This window comes from Neohoeflea coraliihabitans (assembly GCF_019334345.1).
Taxonomy (GTDB): Bacteria; Pseudomonadota; Alphaproteobacteria; order Rhizobiales; family Rhizobiaceae; genus Pseudohoeflea; species Pseudohoeflea coraliihabitans.
Genome location: NZ_JAHWQX010000007.1, coordinates 1 through 18,980 on the forward strand (window position 1 = coordinate 1; position 18,980 = coordinate 18,980).

The window sequence follows — 18,980 nt, forward strand, 5'->3', positions numbered from 1 at the left end:
GAAGGCACCGAGATGGTGATGCCGGGCGACAATGTGACGGTCGATGTGGCGCTGATCGTGCCGATCGCCATGGAAGAGAAGCTGCGCTTCGCCATCCGTGAAGGCGGCCGTACCGTCGGCGCCGGCATCGTCGCTTCCATCATCGAGTAAGCGAGGAGGGAGCCGGCGATGGCGCCAGGCTGCCGACGGCTTATCCCTTGAAGACAAAAACCCCGCGCTCTGCGCGGGGTTTTTTGTCGGGCGGCATCTGGGAGGAGTTGGCCTCTCCGCTCGTCCCGCTGCGCAACCTCCGGCTGCCACAAAAAAGCGCGCTTCGGAAAGCCGAAGCGCGCCTGTCGATAGTCAGACTAAACTGACGTCTGCCCTGTTACTGAGCGGTGTCTGCAGCCGGTGCGGCATCGCCAGCCGGAGCAACATCAGCGGCCGGAGCGGCGGGAGCAGCGTCATCGGCTGCCGGTGCCGGAGTTTCGGCGCTGGATGTCGCCGCCGAGCCTTCAATATTCACGGTGCTGGGGGTGGTGGTGTCGGTGGAAGCGGCGAAATACCAGATCGCGAAAGCCGCCAGAAGTGCCAGAACAATTCCGAACACCCATGCGCCGGCATTACCCCGACCGGTGTCGCTGACGACAACCGTGTCGCGTCCGCGCGTTGCGGGATCGGCAGGATGAGTGTCATGCGGTGCAGTGTTAGCCATCTCAGTTCTCCTTTGTCACGTCGATAGATGCAGGGAAAATGGACTTGCCGCTGCTTTGTTCCCTCACGCTTCGTGACAATCGGTGATATTGCCCGCTCCCTCTCCCCCGATTCGCCTTCCGCCAGCTGGGTGCGGACGCCGGAGGCCCGCGCCGCCGCCTTGAAAGAGGCGCTTTTGCCCCCCATTTTTCAAGCGCGGCGCAACGGGCCAATGGCGACGCCTTTTCCTCTGGACAAGACCGGTGCGGCGTACTAGAACCCGCCCGCGACGAAGGGGTATAGCTCAGTTGGTAGAGCGGCGGTCTCCAAAACCGCAGGTCGCGGGTTCGAACCCTGCTGCCCCTGCCACCATCGGCATATCCGCCGGCCTGGCAGCGCCGCATTCGTGACGGCCTACGGTGATCAAGGGTGATCACCCGTAAACCGTGCAAGGCTCCTGGAGATTCTTTTCCCTCTTGTAAAAAAGGGAATCGGTCTTTATGTAGGCACAATCAGACACGCGGTGCGTGGGGCTGGACAGTCGGCTTTACGCGCCGTACAAGCGTGGGCAGACGATGGCATCCAAGACAAATCCGTTTACCTTTCTTCAGCAGGTGCGCGCTGAAACGGCCAAAGTGACGTGGCCATCCCGGCGCGAGACCATGATTTCGACCCTTATGGTCTTTATCATGGTGTTCCTGGCGGCGATTTTCTTTTTCGCAGCGGACCAGCTTATCGGCTGGGTGATCTCGATGGTCTTGAGCGTCGGCGCCTGAACGCGGGGAAATTGAAATGACTGCACGCTGGTACATTGTCCACGCCTACTCGAATTTCGAGAAGAAGGTGGCCGAATCGATCGAGGAGAAGGCGCGCCAGAAGGGCCTCAGCCATCTGTTCGAGAAGATCCTCGTGCCGACCGAGAAGGTCGTCGAGATGCGCCGTGGCCGCAAGGTCGACGCCGAGCGCAAGTTTTTCCCGGGCTATGTCCTGGTGCGCGCCGAACTGACGGACGAAGCCTTTCACCTGATCAAGAACACGCCGAAGGTCACCGGCTTTCTCGGCAGTGATTCCAAGCCGGTGCCGATTCCCGACAGCGAGGCCGAACGCATCCTCACCCAGGTTCAGGAAGGCGTCGAGCGTCCGAAGCCGTCGATCTCCTTCGAGATCGGCGAGCAGATCCGCGTCTCCGACGGACCGTTTGCCTCGTTCAACGGCACCGTGCAGGAAGTCGACGAAGAGCGGTCGCGCCTCAAGGTGGAGGTCTCGATCTTCGGTCGCGCCACGCCGGTGGAGCTTGAATACGGTCAGGTCGAAAAGGTCTGATTTTTTTGCCCGACGGACCTGAGGGTCCGGCGGGCCGTGCCGTTGCGTCTGGCGTGACGGCATCAACCGCGTGGGAGGGAAGCGGCACCAGCCGTGCCGTCTCGGCCCGCACCACGCAACCGCAGCCGCCGGTCATCCGGCACGCGCGCAGTGGCCCGTCCGCTGCCGCATCGAAAGGCAGAGAAGTATGGCTAAGAAAATTGCAGGCCAGCTCAAGCTGCAGGTCCCGTCGGGATCGGCGAATCCTTCGCCGCCCATCGGCCCGGCACTTGGTCAGCGTGGCATCAACATCATGGAATTCTGCAAGGCGTTCAATGCCGCCACGCAGGAGATGGAAAAGGGAATGCCCATTCCCTGTGTCATCACCTACTACCAGGACAAGTCCTTCACCTTCGCGATGAAGCAGCCGCCGGTCAGCTTCCTGCTCAAGAAGCATGCCAAGCTGAAGTCCGGCTCGAAGACTCCGGGCAAGGAAACGGCAGGCTCGGTGACCAGCGCCCAGGTGCGTGAAATCGCCGAAGCGAAGATGAAGGATCTCAACGCCGCCGATATCGACGGCGCAATGGCCATGGTTGCCGGCTCCGCCCGTTCCATGGGCCTGGAAGTGAAGGGTTAAGGTCATGGCCAAGATTGCAAAGCGTCAGCAGCAGGTTCGTGACGGTATCGACCCGACCGAACTCTATGATTTGCCCAAGGCCGTCGGCATGGTCAAGGATCGCGCCACCGCCAAGTTCGATGAGACCATCGAGGTGGCGATGAATCTCGGTGTTGACCCGCGCCACGCCGACCAGATGGTACGCGGTGTCGTCAATTTGCCGAATGGCACCGGGCGTTCCGTCCGTGTCGCCGTTTTCGCGCGTGGCGACAAGGCCGATGAGGCCCGCGCTGCCGGTGCCGATGTTGTCGGCGCCGAAGAGCTCGTCGAAACCGTGCAGGGCGGCACCATCGATTTCGATCGCTGCATCGCCACACCGGACATGATGCCGCTCGTCGGCCGTCTCGGCAAGGTGCTCGGCCCGCGCGGCATGATGCCGAACCCGAAGGTCGGCACGGTCACGATGGATGTCACCGCCGCCGTGCAGGCGTCAAAGGGCGGCGCTGTCGAGTTCCGCGTCGAGAAGGCCGGCATCGTGCATGCGGGCGTTGGCAAGGCCTCGTTCACGCCGCAAGCGCTGGAAGAAAACATCCGCGCCTTCACCGACGCCGTCGTCAAGGCCAAGCCGGCCGGCGCCAAGGGCAACTACCTCAAGCGCGTGGCGATTTCCTCGACCATGGGTCCGGGCGTCAAGATCGATCTCGCTTCGCTCAGCGGCGCCTGATTCAGATTTTCAGAGATTAGCGCTACGGCGCTGATTTCGAACAAGTTTCCGGCCCTTGGGCCGGAAAATGTCCGGGGCCTACCCGGACACCCTGTCCGAGATTGCAGGTGGTTCGCCTTAATCACCACAGCCTGCATGAGACGGGTAAGAGCCGAATTCGCGCCTTGCTGCGCCTTTTGGTTCGAACCGTGCTTGCCTTGTGCCGCCTCCGAGCTTTCGGAAACGGTGCGAGGGGACAGGATCCTCAAGCGTCGCTTGCGGTTTCCGTGAAACCTCGAGCGGCATAAAGGCAAACCCGGCAGGGGGCGGTTTCCAACCCCTGTCAATTGGAGAAACGCAGTGGATAGAGCGGAAAAACGCGAATTCGTCGCGGATCTGAACGAAGTCTTCAAAGGCTCCGCTTCGGTTGTCGTGGCTCACTATTCCGGTCTGTCGGTAGCGCAAATGAACGATCTTCGTTCCAAGATGCGTGGCGCCGGCGGAACGGTCAAGGTCGCGAAGAACCGCCTTGCCAAAATCGCTCTCCAGGGCACGGAGTCGGAAGGGATGTCTGATCTCTTCTCCGGTCAGACGCTCATCGCCTACAGCGATGATCCGGTGACCGCTCCGAAAATCGTCGTCGATTTCGCCAAGACCAACGCCCAGCTGGTCGTCCTTGGCGGAGCGATGGGAGCCACCACGCTCGATGCAGACGGTATTACGGCGCTCGCCTCGCTGCCGTCGCTCGATGAATTGCGTGCGAAGCTTGTCGGCATGATCAACACGCCGGCAACGCGGATTGCGCAGATCACCACAGCACCTGCCGGTGCCGTGGCCCGCGTGATTGGTGCCTATGCCCGGAAAGACGAGGCCGCATAGTCGGATCTTCGCTGTCACACTCTTGAACCAACGGTTCGAACTGAAAACAAAGGAACTATACAATGGCTGATCTCGCCAAAATCGTCGAAGACCTTTCTGCACTCACCGTCATGGAAGCCGCTGAGCTGTCCAAGATGCTCGAAGAAAAGTGGGGCGTTTCCGCTGCCGCTCCCGTGGCTGTTGCCGCTGCCGGCGGTGCCGGCGATGCCGGTGCTGCTGCCGAAGAGAAGACCGAATTTGATGTCATGCTGACGGAAGCTGGCGCCAACAAGATCGGCGTCATCAAGGAAGTCCGCGCCATCACCGGTCTTGGCCTGAAGGAAGCCAAGGACCTCGTCGAGAGCGCTCCGAAGGCTGTCAAGGAAGCCATCTCGAAGGGCGAAGCCGAAGAGCTGAAGAAGAAGCTCGAGGACGCAGGCGCCAAGGTTGAGCTCAAGTAAGAGCTTTCACATCGGTCCGGATGGCGCCGCGTGCGCCATCCGGCACCCCTGTTGAAACCATTACCCAAGGCCGGAATCCCGGCCTTGGGTAATGGGTTCCAAGGGACCCCGACAATAAGGCGGAGCCGACTGGCCAGCGGTTTCCGTCTCTCGCAGGCCCGGATGCATAGAACAAGGAGCGACGATGGCTCAGACCCAGTCTTTCAACGGTCGCAGGCGCGTACGCAAATTTTTTGGAAAAATTCCTGAAGTCGCGGAGATGCCGAACCTCATCGAGGTTCAAAAAGCCTCCTACGACCAGTTTCTCATGGTTGAAGAGCCCGAAGGCGGGCGCGGTGACGAGGGCCTGCAGGCCGTCTTCAAATCGGTGTTTCCGATCTCGGACTTCACCGGAGCCGCCACGCTCGACTTCGTCTCCTACGAATTCGAAGCGCCGAAATTCGATGTCGAGGAATGCCGTCAGCGTGATCTGACCTACGCAGCGCCGCTCAAGGTGACGCTGCGCCTGATCGTGTTCGATATCGACGAGGACACTGGCGCCAAGTCGATCAAGGACATCAAGGAGCAGAACGTCTACATGGGCGACATGCCCCTGATGACCGACAACGGCACCTTCGTGGTCAATGGCACCGAGCGCGTCATCGTCTCGCAGATGCACCGTTCGCCCGGCGTCTTCTTCGATCACGACAAGGGCAAGAGCCATTCCTCGGGCAAGCTTCTGTTTGCCGCCCGTGTCATTCCCTATCGCGGCTCTTGGCTCGACATCGAATTCGACGCCAAGGACATCGTGCATGCGCGCATCGACCGCCGCCGCAAGATTCCGGCGACCTCGCTGTTGATGGCGCTGGGCCTCGATGCCGAAGAAATCCTTTCGACCTTCTACACCAAGTCGATGTACAGCCGCGATGGCGAGACCTGGCGCATCCCCTTCAAGCCGGATGCCCTGAAGGGCACCAAGGCGCTGACCGATCTCGTCGACGCCGACAGCGGTGAAGTCGTGGTCGAGGCCGGCAAGAAGCTGACCCCGCGTCTGCTGCGTCAGCTCGAGGAAAAGGGTCTGAAGGCCATCAAGGCCACCGATGAGGATCTTTACGGCTCCTACCTCGCCGAGGACATCGTCAATCCGGCCACCGGCGAAGTCTATCTCGAAGCCGGCGACGAGATCGATGAAAAGACGCTGCCGCTGCTCGCCGAGGGCGGCTACGACGAAGTGCCGATTCTCGATATCGATCACATCAACATTGGCGGATACATCCGCAACACCCTGGCTGCCGACAAGAACGAAAGCCGCCAGGATGCGCTGTTCGACATCTACCGTGTCATGCGTCCGGGCGAGCCGCCGACCATGGAATCGGCTGAAGCCATGTTCCAGTCGCTGTTCTTCGATCCAGAGCGCTACGACCTGTCGGCCGTTGGCCGCGTCAAGATGAACATGCGTCTTGATCTCGATGCCGAAGACACCGTGCGCACGCTGCGCCGCGAGGACATCATCGCTGTCGTCAAGACCCTCGTCGCCCTGCGCGACGGCAAGGGCGAGATCGACGACATCGACAATCTCGGCAACCGCCGTGTCCGCTCCGTCGGCGAATTGATGGAAAACCAGTACCGTCTTGGTCTGCTGCGCATGGAGCGCGCCATCAAGGAACGCATGTCGTCGATCGAGATCGACACGGTGATGCCGCAGGATCTGATCAATGCCAAGCCGGCGGCTGCCGCGGTGCGCGAATTCTTCGGCTCCTCGCAGCTCTCGCAGTTCATGGACCAGGTCAACCCGCTCTCCGAGATCACCCACAAGCGCCGTCTTTCGGCGCTTGGACCGGGCGGTCTGACGCGTGAGCGCGCCGGCTTCGAAGTGCGCGACGTGCACCCGACCCATTACGGCCGCATCTGCCCGATCGAAACGCCGGAAGGTCCGAATATCGGACTGATCAACTCGCTCGCCACCTTCGCGCGCGTCAACAAATACGGCTTCATCGAAAGCCCGTACCGGCGCGTCAAGGAAGGCAAGGTCACCGATGAGGTGATCTACCTGTCGGCGATGGAGCAGGCCAAGTACCGCGCCGCCCAGGCCAATGCCGAGGTGGACGAAAACGGCATGCTGGTCAGTGAATTCGTTGTCTGCCGGCATGCCGGCGACGTCGAGATGGCGCCGCGCGAACAGATCGACCTGATGGACGTTTCGCCCAAGCAGATCGTCTCGGTGGCTGCGGCCCTGATCCCGTTCCTCGAGAACGACGACGCCAACCGCGCATTGATGGGCTCGAACATGCAGCGTCAGGCCGTGCCGCTTCTGCGCGCCGAAGCGCCCTATGTCGGCACCGGCATGGAGCCGGTGGTGGCCCGCGATTCCGGTGCGGCCATTGCGGCCCGTCGCGGCGGCATCGTCGACCAGGTCGATGCCACGCGTATCGTCATTCGCGCCACCGAGGACATCGATGCCTCGAAAACCGGCGTTGACATCTACCGGCTGCAGAAGTTCCAGCGTTCGAACCAGAACACCTGCGTCAACCAGCGTCCGCTGGTCACCGTCGGGGATCGCATCGAAAAGGGCGACATCATCGCCGATGGCCCGTCGACGGAACTCGGCGATCTGGCGCTCGGCCGCAACGTGCTGGTCGCCTTCATGCCCTGGAATGGCTACAACTACGAGGATTCGATCCTGCTCTCCGAGCGCATCGTCTCCGATGACGTCTTCACCTCGATCCACATCGATGAGTTCGAAGTGATGGCCCGCGACACCAAGCTGGGTCCGGAAGAGATCACGCGTGACATTCCGAACGTGTCGGAAGAAGCGCTGCGCAATCTCGATGAAGCCGGCATTGTCTATATCGGTGCCGAGGTTCAGCCGGGCGACATCCTCGTCGGCAAGATCACGCCGAAGGGCGAAAGCCCGATGACGCCGGAGGAGAAACTGCTCCGCGCCATCTTCGGCGAGAAGGCGTCCGATGTCCGTGACACCTCGATGCGCATGCCGCCGGGGACCTACGGCACCGTCGTTGAGGTGCGCGTCTTCAACCGCCACGGGGTGGAAAAGGACGAACGCGCCATGGCGATCGAGCGTGAGGAAATCGAACGCCTCGCCAAGGACCGCGATGACGAACAGGCGATCCTCGATCGCAACGTCTATGGCCGCCTTGCCGACATGCTCGATGGCAAGGCCGCCGTTGCCGGTCCGAAGTCCTACAAGAAGGGCACCACATTGACGCCCGAGGTCCTCAGCGACTTCCCGCGCTCTCAGTGGTGGACCTTTGCCGTCGAGGACGAGAAGGCGCAGGGCGAGATCGAAGCGCTGCGCGGCCAGTACGACGATTCCAAGAAGCTGCTCGAACAGCGCTTCATGGACAAGGTCGAAAAGGTTCAGCGTGGCGACGAACTGCCGCCGGGCGTCATGAAGATGGTCAAGGTCTTTGTCGCCGTGAAGCGCAAGATCCAGCCGGGCGACAAGATGGCCGGCCGTCACGGCAACAAGGGTGTCGTCTCGCGCATTCTGCCGTGCGAAGACATGCCGTTCCTTGACGATGGCACCCATGTCGACATCGTTCTCAACCCGCTCGGCGTGCCCTCGCGCATGAATGTCGGTCAGATCCTCGAGACGCATCTCGGCTGGGCCTGCGCCGGCATGGGCAAGCAGATCGGCGAGATGCTCGAGGCTTATCAGGAAGGCGGCGACATCAAGCCGCTGCGCAAGACGCTTGACGGCGTCTACGGCACCGGTCCGAAGGGCGACCCGATCGATCAGTACGATGATGACTCGGTGGTCCGTCTTGCGGACCAGGCAACGCGCGGCGTCTCGATCGCCACGCCCGTCTTCGACGGTGCCGTCGAGGCCGACATCAACGAGATGCTGGAAAAGGCCGGTCTCGACGTGTCGGGTCAGTCGACGCTGTATGACGGACGGACGGGCGAACAGTTCGACCGCCAGGTGACCGTGGGCTACATCTACATGCTCAAGCTCAACCACCTGGTGGACGACAAGATCCATGCCCGTTCCATCGGACCGTACTCGCTCGTCACCCAGCAGCCGCTCGGCGGCAAGGCGCAGTTCGGTGGCCAGCGCTTCGGTGAGATGGAGGTCTGGGCGCTCGAGGCCTACGGCGCCGCCTACACGCTGCAGGAAATGCTGACGGTGAAATCGGACGACGTGGCCGGTCGCACCAAGGTCTACGAGGCGATCGTGCGTGGCGACGACACGTTCGAGGCCGGCATTCCGGAGAGCTTCAACGTGCTGGTCAAGGAAATGCGTTCGCTCGGCCTCAATGTCGAACTTGAGAACTTCAAGGACGACGAAGCCCAGGATGCCGAACAGCTTCCCGACGCTGCGGAGTAAGACAGACAGGCGCGGTCCGGTGGGGCCGCGCCAGTCGCTCTCCCCGCAAGTGTGCCGGGGAGCACTGCACTTCCGCCAAGGGCGGCATCAGTTTTTTGGGAGTGACCCAGTAGCCGGGGTCTGTCCGGCGTCACTCCAAGCCAGGGCTTATAGCCCGTAAAGGAGACAGGCATGAACCATGAGGTCATGAACCTTTTCAACAACCATCCGCCGGCACAGAACTTCGATTCCATCCGGATTTCGATCGCCAGCCCCGAAAAGATCCTTTCCTGGTCCTACGGCGAGATCAAGAAGCCGGAAACGATCAATTACCGGACGTTCAAGCCCGAGCGTGATGGTCTGTTCTGCTCGCGCATTTTCGGTCCGATGAAGGACTACGAGTGCTTGTGCGGCAAGTACAAGCGCATGAAGTACAAGGGCGTGATCTGCGAGAAGTGCGGCGTCGAGGTCACCCTCGCGCGCGTGCGCCGCGAACGCATGGGCCACATCGAGCTGGCTGCCCCGGTGGCCCATATCTGGTTCCTCAAGTCGCTGCCCTCGCGCATCGGCACGCTGCTCGACATGACCCTGAAGGATATCGAGCGGGTTCTCTATTTCGAGAACTACATCGTCACCGAACCGGGCCTGACCTCGCTGAAGGAGAACCAGCTCCTTTCGGAAGAGGATTTCATGATCGCCGTCGATGAATTCGGCGAGGACTCCTTCACCGCGATGATCGGTGCGGAAGCGATCTTCGAACTTCTGGCCGGCATGGATCTCGAGAAGATCGCCGGCGAACTGCGCACCGAACTGGCCACCACCACTTCGGATCTGAAGCAGAAGAAGCTGATGAAGCGCCTGAAGATCGTCGAGAACTTCCTGGAATCGGGCAACCGTCCCGAGTGGATGATCATGAAGGTGATCCCGGTGATCCCGCCGGATCTGCGTCCGCTCGTGCCGCTCGATGGCGGCCGCTTTGCCACATCCGATCTCAATGATCTCTACCGCCGCGTCATCAACCGCAACAACCGCCTCAAGCGGCTGATCGAACTGCGCGCGCCGGGCATCATCATCCGCAACGAGAAGCGGATGCTGCAGGAAGCCGTTGACGCGCTGTTCGACAACGGTCGTCGCGGCCGTGTCATCACCGGCGCCAACAAGCGTCCGCTGAAGTCGCTCTCCGACATGCTCAAGGGCAAGCAGGGCCGTTTCCGCCAGAACCTGCTCGGCAAGCGCGTCGACTATTCCGGCCGTTCGGTCATCGTGACCGGTCCGGAACTGAAGCTGCACCAGTGCGGCCTGCCCAAGAAGATGGCGCTCGAACTGTTCAAGCCGTTCATCTACGCCCGTCTTGACGCCAAGGGCTACTCCTCGACCGTCAAGCAGGCCAAGAAGCTGGTCGAGAAGGAAAAGCCGGAAGTCTGGGATATCCTCGACGAGGTCATCCGCGAGCATCCAGTCCTGCTCAACCGTGCGCCGACCTTGCACCGCCTCGGCATCCAGGCCTTTGAGCCGGTGCTCGTCGAGGGCAAGGCCATCCAGCTGCATCCGCTCGTCTGCACCGCCTTCAACGCCGACTTCGACGGCGACCAGATGGCCGTTCACGTGCCGCTGTCGCTCGAAGCACAGCTTGAAGCACGCGTTCTGATGATGTCGACCAATAACATCCTGCATCCGGCCAACGGCGCGCCGATCATCGTCCCGTCGCAGGACATGGTGCTGGGTCTGTATTATCTGTCGATCATGAACGAAAACGAGCCGGGCGAGGGGATGGTGTTCTCCGATCTTGGCGAGTTGCACCATGCGCTCGAAAGCAAGGTCGTGACCCTGCATTCGAAGGTCAAGGGCCGCTTCAAGACCGTCGATGCCGATGGCAACGAGGTCAGCGAGATCCATGAGACCACGCCTGGCCGCATGCTGATCGGCGAACTGCTGCCGAAGAACGTCAAGGTGCCGTTCGAGACCTGCAACACGGAGATGACCAAGAAGAACATCTCCCGCATGATCGACACCGTCTACCGCCATTGCGGTCAGAAGGACACGGTCATCTTCTGTGACCGCATCATGCAGCTCGGCTTCGGCCATGCCTGCCGCGCCGGCATTTCGTTCGGCAAGGACGACATGGTGATCCCGGCCGCCAAGGCGAAGATCGTTTCCGACACCGATGCGATGGTCAAGGAATACGAGCAGCAGTACAACGAAGGCCTGATCACTCAGGGCGAGAAGTACAACAAGGTCGTCGACGCCTGGGGCAAGGCCACCGAGAAGGTGGCCGACGAAATGATGGCGCGCATCAAGGCGGTCGAGTTCGACAAGGAAACCGGCCGGCAGAAGCCGATGAACTCGATCTACATGATGAGCCACTCCGGCGCCCGTGGTTCGCCCAGCCAGATGCGTCAGCTCGGCGGCATGCGCGGCCTGATGGCCAAGCCGTCCGGCGAGATCATCGAGACGCCGATCATCTCGAACTTCAAGGAAGGCCTGACCGTGAACGAGTACTTCAACTCGACGCACGGTGCCCGTAAGGGCCTGGCCGATACGGCGCTGAAGACGGCCAACTCCGGCTATCTGACCCGCCGCCTTGTCGATGTCGCTCAGGATTGCATTGTCAATTCCGTCGATTGCGGCACCGAGAAGGGCCTGACCATGACCGCCATCGTCGATGCCGGCCAGGTCGTCGCCTCGATCGGTCAGCGCATTCTCGGGCGCACCGCGCTCGACGACATCAACCACCCGACCAGCGACGAGGTCATCGTCACGGCCGGTGAGATGATCGACGAGCAGCAGGTGGCGCGCATCGAGGATGCCGGCATCCAGGCCGTTCGGATCCGTTCGCCGCTGACCTGTGAGATCCAGACCGGCATCTGTGCCGCCTGCTACGGCCGCGATCTGGCCCGCGGCACGCCGGTCAACCAGGGTGAGGCTGTCGGCGTCATTGCCGCGCAGTCGATCGGTGAGCCGGGCACCCAGCTGACCATGCGCACCTTCCACCTGGGCGGCGCCGCCACCGTGGTCGACCAGTCGTTCCTTGAAGCCTCCTACGAGGGCAAGGTGCTGATCAAGAACCGCAATGTGCTGCGCAATTCCGATGGCAATCTCGTTGCCATGGGCCGCAACATGGCTGTTCAGATCCTGGACGAGAAGGGGGACGAGCGTTCCTCGCAGCGCGTCGCTTACGGCTCCAAGCTGTTTGTCGATGATGGCGATACGGTCAAGCGCGGCCAGCGTCTGGCCGAGTGGGATCCCTACACCCGCCCGATGATGACGGAAGTCTCGGGTACGGTGGAGTTCGAGGATGTCATTGATGGCGTGACCGTCACCGAGGCCGCCGATGAAGCCACCGGCATCACCAAGCGCCAGGTCATCGACTGGCGGTCGACGCCGCGCGGCACCGATCTGCATCCGGCCATCGTCATCAAGGGCGAAGACGGCGAGATCGTCCGTCTGGCGCGCGGCACCGATGCCCGCTTCATGCTTTCGGTCGACGCCATTCTGTCGGTCGAGCCGGGGGCCAAGGTCAGCCAGGGCGACGTGCTCGCACGTGTGCCGCTGGAAAGCGCCAAGACCAAGGACATCACCGGTGGTCTGCCGCGTGTTGCCGAACTGTTCGAAGCGCGCAAGCCGAAGGATCACGCCATCATCGCCGAGATCGATGGCACCATCCGCCTCGGACGCGACTACAAGAACAAGCGCCGGGTTTCGATCGAACCTGCAGAAGATGGCGTCGAGCCGACGGAATACCTGATTCCGAAGGGCAAGCCGTTCCATCTTCAGGATGGCGACTACATCGAGAAGGGCGACTACATTCTCGATGGCAATCCGGCACCGCATGACATCCTGGCGATCAAGGGCGTCGAGGCTCTGGCCTCGTACCTGGTCAACGAGATCCAGGAGGTCTACCGGCTGCAGGGCGTTCTCATCAACGACAAGCACATCGAAGTCATCGTGCGTCAGATGCTGCAGAAGGTCGAGATCACCGAATCCGGCGATTCCGGCTATATCGTCGGTGACAATGTCGATGCGATCGAGCTGAGGAAGGTCAACGACCGTCTTGCCGAGGAAGGCCGCGCGCCGGCCGATGGCACGCCGGTTCTGCTGGGCATCACCAAGGCTTCGCTGCAGACGCCGTCCTTCTTCTCGGCGGCCTCGTTCCAGGAGACCACCAAGGTGCTTACCGAGGCGGCTGTGGCCGGCAAGGTCGACACATTGCAGGGCCTGAAGGAGAACGTCATCGTCGGTCGTCTCGTGCCGGTCGGCACCGGCAGCCAGATGAACCAGATCCGTCGCATTGCCAATTCGCGTGACGATCTGATCCTCGACGAGCGTCGCCGCTCATCGGGCGCCGAAGAGGCCAGCCCGATGCTGGAAAACCTCGCTGGTGGCGGCGAACCGGCCGAGTAAGGGCCGTGTTCTCCTGATCCGTCAGCTTCACCAAATGCAAAAGCCGCCCTTCGGGGCGGCTTTTCTTTGTGCAATGGAATCAGGGCCGGGGAGGGGACGTGCGGCAAGATGCATCGCGTAGCTGCCGGGTCACGGGCTCCTGAACCGGGTTCAGTCCGCGATCGGCAGCAGGAATGTGAACCGGGTCTCCCTGTCGTCGGACGACAGGTCCAGCTCCGCGCCATGCGCCCGGGCGATTTCCGAGGCGATGTACAGTCCAAGTCCGAGACCGCTTTGCGGCCCCTTTGAATTCGTGCCGAAATAGGGTTCGAACAGATTGGAGCGCAGCTCCTCGGGGATCGGCGCCCCGGCGTTGCTCACCGCCAATTCGAAACGCGAATCGTCAGCCCGCGCCTCGACCCTGATCGGTTCAGCGGGATCACCATGCGTCAATGCGTTGGCGAGCAGGTTCGACAACACCTGTCCGATACGCTGATTATCGACCGGAACCGGCCTGTCGATGTCGATTGCGGTCTCGATCTGATGATCCGGATGCGTGCTGGCGAGTTCGGCGACCACCTGTCCGAGCACCGGCGCCAGCGGCTGGCCTTCGCTGATTTCGACATTGATGCCGCCGCCGAAACTGGCGCGCGCCAGATCAAGCACATTGTCGATCAGATTGCCCATGCGCACGACGCTGCCATTCATCAGGGACAGGATCTGCTTGCCCTTCGGATCCTCGACCATGCGTCCGAGCATTTTGGTGCCGGCCCCGAAGGAGGCGAGCGGGTTGCGCAGATCATGCGTCAGGACGGCGATGAACTGTTCGCGCCACTTGCCCACAGTGCGCTCCTCGACAAGCGCCCGCTCGGTCCGTGTCACGCGTTCGCCGACGTCGAGCTGCAGCGAGATCATCGCGGCGAACATCTTGAACATGTCGATCGTCTCGGCATTGCGCACCCGCGCCGGATCCGGATCGATGGCACACAAGGTGCCGAAGAAACTGCCGTCCTGGCGGCGGATTGGCAGGGAGATATAGCTCTTGAAACCATATTGCTGCGGAATAGGGTGGGCGCGATAGTCGGACTCGTTGTCGACGTCGTCGATCACCACTTCGACGCCGCTCTGGCGGATCTGATTGCAAAATGTCGTTTCGATCGGCAACTCGCCGCCAACTTTGAGGCCGAAGCCGATATCGTCCTTGACCGAACAGGCCACCCACCGCTCGTCGGTGACCCGGGCAACAGCTGCGAATCCCATCCCCGTGGTTCGGCAGATCACCTGCAGAATTGTTGGAACCGCCGCGATATCCGCGATCGCTTCGATGTCCGACTGGAAATCATGCGCCGCCTTCGTCTCGCTCTGAAGCACATTCACTGTGAGTATCCCAAGTCACGCCACCCGATTACTGCGACAATTAAAGACCTTTCACCCTCTAAAGGCAAGAAACGCCGCGTTGGGCACGCCGCACCTTTCGGGCAACGAAACTGGAGGGCAGATCGGACGAAGCGATCGAGAGGCGTCGCGAAGTCGCCAACCCTCAGCCGCCAGCCTTCAGTCAAAAGTGATGACGGCCACTTCACCTTCGATGACGCCTTCATAGGCGGAAGCGTGCGGCTCTTCGTCCGGCATGCCTTCGAGAAGGCCGATCTGGTCGAGCTCCGCCTCCGCGAAGCCTTCCCGCGCCAAGGCGTTCAGCGTTTCGCGCACCGCCGAATCCTCATCCGGTGCCTTCAGCATCACGTGCACGGTCGCCTTCGGCCCGTCCGGCCGTTTGGTGACCTGGCCAATGATGATGAACACGCTGGCTTCCGTGCCGTCATCCTCGGGCCAGGGGGGAATCGCCGGGGAACCGGCATCGAAATCGTCATCATCAGCCATCGAGAAATCCTCTTGCAGGTTTTGCCGCCCGCTGGGCAATCATTTTCCCGCGCCACGGCGCTCCGCTCTTGTGCTGCCGCTGTGTGTCACCCGACCGGTGTCCGGGTCAAGTGCACCGCCCCTGCAAGACCAGCCATTTGCAGCCGATTCGCGCCGCTGCCCGCCCGGCACGGGGCTGCAAAGGAAAATGCGAAACGGGACGGCCTGTTTGGCCGGTATCGACGCAACAATCTGTCGCGGATCGCCTCAGCATATCCCGGCGCGGCAGCATTGCCCCGGTCGGGCGGCTTAATTTCGCTGCCGGGCTTGACGAAGCCGGGTCAAATCAGTACGTAGCGGCCACTGAAATCGATGTGAGGCGCAATTCTCCGGAGCGACAAGCACTGGAATTTGTCTCAAACAAGGTTTCCAACACCGCGAATGAAAATGTTGCACGCACGATGCGGCTGACCGCGTCCTCTGCTCTTTCGGGCCCTCCGGCGAACGGATCAGGCCCGTCTTTTGCGCATTGAGTGATCGGTTACAAGGCCCGCATGGGCGCAAACGAGATTTCTAAAGGGATGGCAGAATGCCTACTGTAAACCAGTTGATCCGCAAACCGCGCCAGGCGCCGGTGAAGCGTAACAAGGTCCCGGCCCTGGAGCAGAACCCGCAGAAGCGCGGTGTGTGCACGCGTGTCTACACGACGACCCCGAAGAAGCCGAACTCGGCTCTCCGCAAGGTTGCCAAGATTCGCCTGACCAATGGCTTTGAAGTGATCGGCTACATTCCCGGTGAAGGCCACAACCTTCAGGAACACTCCGTCGTCATGATCCGTGGCGGCCGCGTCAAGGACCTTCCGGGTGTCCGCTATCACGTCATTCGTGGCGTGCTTGACACCCAGGGCGTCAAGAACCGCAAGCAGCGCCGTTCCAAATATGGCGCCAAGCGTCCGAAATAATCTGATGCCGGGGTGGGGAACCAGCCCGGCTTTGTGATCATCAGTTGAGAGACCAAACGCATGTCACGACGTCACAGCGCAGAAAAGCGTGAGATCAACCCGGACCCGAAGTTCGGCGACCTGATCATCACCAAGTTCATGAACGCCATCATGTTGGACGGCAAGAAGGCCGCCGCCGAACGCATCGTTTACGGTGCCCTGGACCAGGTTCAGGAGCGGGCCAAGCAGGAGCCGGTGGCCATGTTTCACCAGGCCCTCGACAATGTCGCTCCGCATGTTGAAGTGCGTTCGCGCCGCGTCGGTGGTGCCACCTACCAGGTGCCGGTCGATGTGCGTCCCGAGCGTCGCCAGGCGCTGGCCATCCGCTGGCTGATCGCCGCCGCCCGCAAGCGCAACGAGACCACCATGATCGAGCGCCTCTCCGGCGAACTCATGGATGCCGCCAACAATCGCGGCTCGGCGGTCAAGAAGCGCGAAGACACGCACAAGATGGCCGACGCCAACCGCGCCTTCTCGCATTACCGCTGGTAATCCAAAAAGCTTTCGAAAGGCAGACCACAATGGCCCGCGAATACGCAATCGAAGATTACCGCAACTTCGGAATCATGGCGCATATCGACGCCGGCAAGACCACGACCACCGAGCGCGTTCTGTTCTACACTGGCAAGTCGCACAAGATCGGCGAAGTGCACGACGGCGCTGCGACGATGGACTGGATGGAGCAGGAGCAGGAGCGCGGTATCACCATCACCTCCGCCGCCACCACCACGTTCTGGGAAGGCCGCGACGGCAAGAAGCGCCGCTTCAACATCATTGACACCCCCGGCCACGTTGACTTCACCATCGAAGTCGAGCGGTCGCTGCGCGTGCTCGACGGCGCCATCGCGCTGCTTGACGCCAATGCCGGTGTCGAGCCGCAGACCGAAACGGTCTGGCGCCAGGCTGACAAGTACGAAGTCCCGCGGATGATCTTCTGCAACAAGATGGACAAGATCGGTGCCGATTTCTATCGCTCGGTGTCGATGGTCAAGTCGCGCCTTGGTGCGACCCCGGTTGTCATGCAGCTGCCGATCGGCGCTGAAAGCGATTTCGCCGGCGTTGTCGACCTCATCGAGATGAAGGCCTATGTCTGGCGCGACGAGTCGCTCGGCGCCAAGTGGGACATCGTCGAGATCCCGGACGACCTGAAGGAGAAGGCGGAAGAGTACCGCGAACTTCTGATCGAGACCGTTGTCGACATCGATGAGGGCGCCATGGAGCGCTATCTCGAAGGCGAAATGCCCGAGAATGACGAGCTGCGCGCGCTGATCCGCAAGGGCACCATCGACGTCAAGTTCTTCCCGATGTTCTGTGGCTCGGCCTTCAAGAACAAGGGCGTGCAGCCGCTGCTCGACGCCGTCGTCGACTACCTGCCGTCGCCGGTCGACATTCCGGCCATCAAGGGTCTGGACCTGAAGACCGAGGAGCCGATCAAGCGCAAGGCGCATGATGACGAGCCGCTCGCCATGCTCGCCTTCAAGATCATGAACGACCCGTTCGTCGGTTCGCTGACCTTTGCGCGCATCTATTCGGGCAAGATCGAAAAGGGCTCGTCGGTCCTCAACACGGTCAAGGAAAAGCGCGAGCGCATCGGCCGCATGCTGCAGATGCATTCCAACTCGCGTGAGGACATCGACGTCGCCTATGCCGGTGACATCGTTGCGCTCGCCGGCCTGAAGGAAACCACCACCGGTGATACGCTGTGTGATCCGCTCAAGCCGGTCATTCTCGAGCGCATGGAATTCCCCGATCCGGTGATCCAGATCGCCATCGAGCCGAAGACCAAGGCCGACCAGGAGAAGATGGGCATCGCGCTCAACCGCCTGGCCGCTGAAGATCCTTCGTTCCGCGTCAAGTCCGACGAGGAATCCGGCCAGACGATCATCGCCGGCATGGGTGAATTGCACCTCGACATCATCGTCGACCGCATGCGCCGCGAGTTCAAGGTCGAGGCCAATGTCGGCGCGCCGCAGGTGGCTTACCGCGAATCGATCACCAAGTCCTACGAAGCCGACTACACCCACAAGAAGCAGTCGGGTGGTTCGGGTCAGTTCGCCCGCGTCAAGATCGTCTTCGAGCCGGATCCGGAATCGGAAACGCTGTCGTTCGAATCGAAGATCGTTGGCGGTTCGGTGCCGAAGGAATACATCCCCGGTGTCCAGAAGGGCCTGCAGAGCGTCATGGGTTCGGGTCCGATTGCCGGCTTCCCGATGCTCGGCGTCAAGGCGACCCTCGTTGATGGTGCCTACCACGACGTCGACTCCAGCGTGCTGGCCTTCGAAATCGCCGGTCGCGCCTGCTTCCGCGACAACGCCAAGATGATGGGCCCGCAATTGCTCGAGCCGATCATGAAGGTCGAGGTTGTGACGCCTGAGGATTATGTCGGCGATGTCATCGGCGATCTGAATTCGCGGCGTGGCCAGATCCAGGGCCAGGAAATGCGCGGCATCGCCGTCGTCGTCGACGCCCACGTGCCGCTGGCCAACATGTTCAAATATGTGGACTCACTGCGCTCGATGTCGCAGGGCCGCGCCCAGTATTCGATGGTCTTCGATCACTACGCGCCCGTTCCTTCGAACGTCGCCCAGGAAATCCAGGCCAAATACGCCTGATCAAGCCGATTGGCCGCCGGACGCAATGCTCCGGCGCGCCTGAGATAATTGGAAATTTCGCCCATGCGGGCGACACGAAAATGGAGAGCCGGACATGGCAAAAGGCAAGTTTGAGCGCAACAAGCCGCACGTAAACATCGGCACGATTGGTCACGTTGACCACGGCAAGACGTCTTTGACGGCAGCGATCACCAAGTATTTCGGTGATTT

General features: G+C 61.5%; 16 protein-coding genes and 1 tRNA gene. 14 read left to right on the forward strand and 3 right to left on the reverse strand.

Annotated features, from left to right (window positions below; all coding sequences use genetic code 11):
* A partial coding sequence (locus tag KY465_RS18135; RefSeq protein WP_487353258.1) for an EF-Tu C-terminal domain-related protein occupies positions 1 to 150 on the forward strand: 150 nt, incomplete at its 5' end.
* A 217-nt stretch (positions 151 to 367) separates the two neighbouring features.
* Here KY465_RS18135 and KY465_RS18140 read toward each other — a convergent pair.
* Entirely contained in the window at positions 368 to 694 is a 327-nt protein-coding gene (locus tag KY465_RS18140) for a hypothetical protein (RefSeq protein WP_219203537.1), read from the reverse strand.
* A 271-nt stretch (positions 695 to 965) separates the two neighbouring features.
* On the opposite strand from KY465_RS18140, the gene KY465_RS18145 reads away from it, so the two are divergent.
* The 9 genes from KY465_RS18145 (at position 966) to rpoC (ending at position 13,319) form a co-directional block, all read left to right on the forward strand.
* Positions 966 to 1,041, forward strand: a tRNA-Trp gene (locus tag KY465_RS18145).
* A gap of 206 nt (positions 1,042 to 1,247) precedes the next feature.
* Positions 1,248 to 1,448 carry a preprotein translocase subunit SecE gene (secE, locus tag KY465_RS18150; protein WP_219203538.1) on the forward strand — a complete coding sequence of 67 codons (201 nt, stop codon included), beginning with the start codon at positions 1,248 to 1,250 and terminating at the stop codon, positions 1,446 to 1,448.
* Between the two features lie 16 nt (positions 1,449 to 1,464).
* Positions 1,465 to 1,995, forward strand: a complete 531-nt coding sequence (gene nusG / locus KY465_RS18155) for a transcription termination/antitermination protein NusG (protein WP_219203539.1) — start codon at positions 1,465 to 1,467, stop codon at positions 1,993 to 1,995.
* 187 nt (positions 1,996 to 2,182) lie between these two features.
* Positions 2,183 to 2,611: a 50S ribosomal protein L11 gene (rplK, locus tag KY465_RS18160; protein ID WP_219203540.1), complete on the forward strand. Its 429-nt coding sequence runs from the start codon at positions 2,183 to 2,185 to the stop codon at positions 2,609 to 2,611.
* Positions 2,612 to 2,615: 4 nt separating this feature from the next.
* Positions 2,616 to 3,314, forward strand: a complete 699-nt coding sequence (gene rplA / locus KY465_RS18165) for a 50S ribosomal protein L1 (RefSeq protein WP_219203541.1) — start codon at positions 2,616 to 2,618, stop codon at positions 3,312 to 3,314.
* Between the two features lie 339 nt (positions 3,315 to 3,653).
* Entirely contained in the window at positions 3,654 to 4,172 is a 519-nt protein-coding gene (rplJ, locus tag KY465_RS18170) for a 50S ribosomal protein L10 (RefSeq protein WP_219203542.1), read from the forward strand.
* Between the two features lie 62 nt (positions 4,173 to 4,234).
* On the forward strand, positions 4,235 to 4,612 hold the full coding sequence (gene rplL / locus KY465_RS18175; RefSeq protein ID WP_219203543.1) for a 50S ribosomal protein L7/L12: 378 nt from the start codon (positions 4,235 to 4,237) through the stop codon (positions 4,610 to 4,612).
* Between the two features lie 184 nt (positions 4,613 to 4,796).
* The gene (rpoB, locus tag KY465_RS18180) at positions 4,797 to 8,939 is read left to right on the forward strand and encodes a DNA-directed RNA polymerase subunit beta (RefSeq protein ID WP_219203544.1); all 4,143 of its coding nucleotides are present in this window, start codon (positions 4,797 to 4,799) and stop codon (positions 8,937 to 8,939) included.
* A 171-nt stretch (positions 8,940 to 9,110) separates the two neighbouring features.
* On the forward strand, positions 9,111 to 13,319 hold the full coding sequence (gene rpoC / locus KY465_RS18185) for a DNA-directed RNA polymerase subunit beta' (RefSeq protein WP_219203545.1): 4,209 nt from the start codon (positions 9,111 to 9,113) through the stop codon (positions 13,317 to 13,319).
* A 150-nt stretch (positions 13,320 to 13,469) separates the two neighbouring features.
* On the opposite strand, the gene KY465_RS18190 is transcribed toward rpoC, so the two are convergent.
* Positions 13,470 to 14,675 (reverse strand): GAF domain-containing sensor histidine kinase, encoded by a 1,206-nt coding sequence (locus tag KY465_RS18190; RefSeq protein ID WP_346432670.1) that lies wholly within the window; start codon positions 14,673 to 14,675, stop codon positions 13,470 to 13,472.
* Positions 14,676 to 14,852: 177 nt separating this feature from the next.
* Positions 14,853 to 15,179, reverse strand: coding sequence for a transcriptional regulator (locus KY465_RS18195; protein WP_255561821.1), 327 nt, complete (start codon positions 15,177 to 15,179; stop codon positions 14,853 to 14,855).
* Between the two features lie 568 nt (positions 15,180 to 15,747).
* Here KY465_RS18195 and rpsL point away from each other — a divergent pair.
* The 4 genes from rpsL to KY465_RS18215 all read left to right on the forward strand — a co-directional run.
* Positions 15,748 to 16,119 (forward strand): 30S ribosomal protein S12, encoded by a 372-nt coding sequence (rpsL, locus tag KY465_RS18200; protein WP_047030256.1) that lies wholly within the window; start codon positions 15,748 to 15,750, stop codon positions 16,117 to 16,119.
* A 60-nt stretch (positions 16,120 to 16,179) separates the two neighbouring features.
* Positions 16,180 to 16,650 carry a 30S ribosomal protein S7 gene (rpsG, locus tag KY465_RS18205; RefSeq protein WP_219203546.1) on the forward strand — a complete coding sequence of 157 codons (471 nt, stop codon included), beginning with the start codon at positions 16,180 to 16,182 and terminating at the stop codon, positions 16,648 to 16,650.
* A 29-nt stretch (positions 16,651 to 16,679) separates the two neighbouring features.
* Positions 16,680 to 18,770 carry an elongation factor G gene (fusA, locus tag KY465_RS18210; RefSeq protein WP_219203547.1) on the forward strand — a complete coding sequence of 697 codons (2,091 nt, stop codon included), beginning with the start codon at positions 16,680 to 16,682 and terminating at the stop codon, positions 18,768 to 18,770.
* A gap of 94 nt (positions 18,771 to 18,864) precedes the next feature.
* Positions 18,865 to 18,980, forward strand: a 116-nt coding sequence (locus tag KY465_RS18215; protein ID WP_219203550.1) for a GTP-binding protein, incomplete at its 3' end; no start/stop codon positions are given.

Coding starts and splice junctions, on each gene's coding strand:
- KY465_RS18140 (WP_219203537.1), bottom strand. CDS start 694: ATGGCTAACACTGCACCGCATGACACTCATCCTGCCGATCCCGCAACG.
- secE (WP_219203538.1), top strand. CDS start 1,248: ATGGCATCCAAGACAAATCCGTTTACCTTTCTTCAGCAGGTGCGCGCT.
- nusG (WP_219203539.1), top strand. CDS start 1,465: ATGACTGCACGCTGGTACATTGTCCACGCCTACTCGAATTTCGAGAAG.
- rplK (WP_219203540.1), top strand. CDS start 2,183: ATGGCTAAGAAAATTGCAGGCCAGCTCAAGCTGCAGGTCCCGTCGGGA.
- rplA (WP_219203541.1), top strand. CDS start 2,616: ATGGCCAAGATTGCAAAGCGTCAGCAGCAGGTTCGTGACGGTATCGAC.
- rplL (WP_219203543.1), top strand. CDS start 4,235: ATGGCTGATCTCGCCAAAATCGTCGAAGACCTTTCTGCACTCACCGTC.
- rpoB (WP_219203544.1), top strand. CDS start 4,797: ATGGCTCAGACCCAGTCTTTCAACGGTCGCAGGCGCGTACGCAAATTT.
- rpoC (WP_219203545.1), top strand. CDS start 9,111: ATGAACCATGAGGTCATGAACCTTTTCAACAACCATCCGCCGGCACAG.
- KY465_RS18195 (WP_255561821.1), bottom strand. CDS start 15,179: ATGGCTGATGATGACGATTTCGATGCCGGTTCCCCGGCGATTCCCCCC.
- rpsL (WP_047030256.1), top strand. CDS start 15,748: ATGCCTACTGTAAACCAGTTGATCCGCAAACCGCGCCAGGCGCCGGTG.
- rpsG (WP_219203546.1), top strand. CDS start 16,180: ATGTCACGACGTCACAGCGCAGAAAAGCGTGAGATCAACCCGGACCCG.
- fusA (WP_219203547.1), top strand. CDS start 16,680: ATGGCCCGCGAATACGCAATCGAAGATTACCGCAACTTCGGAATCATG.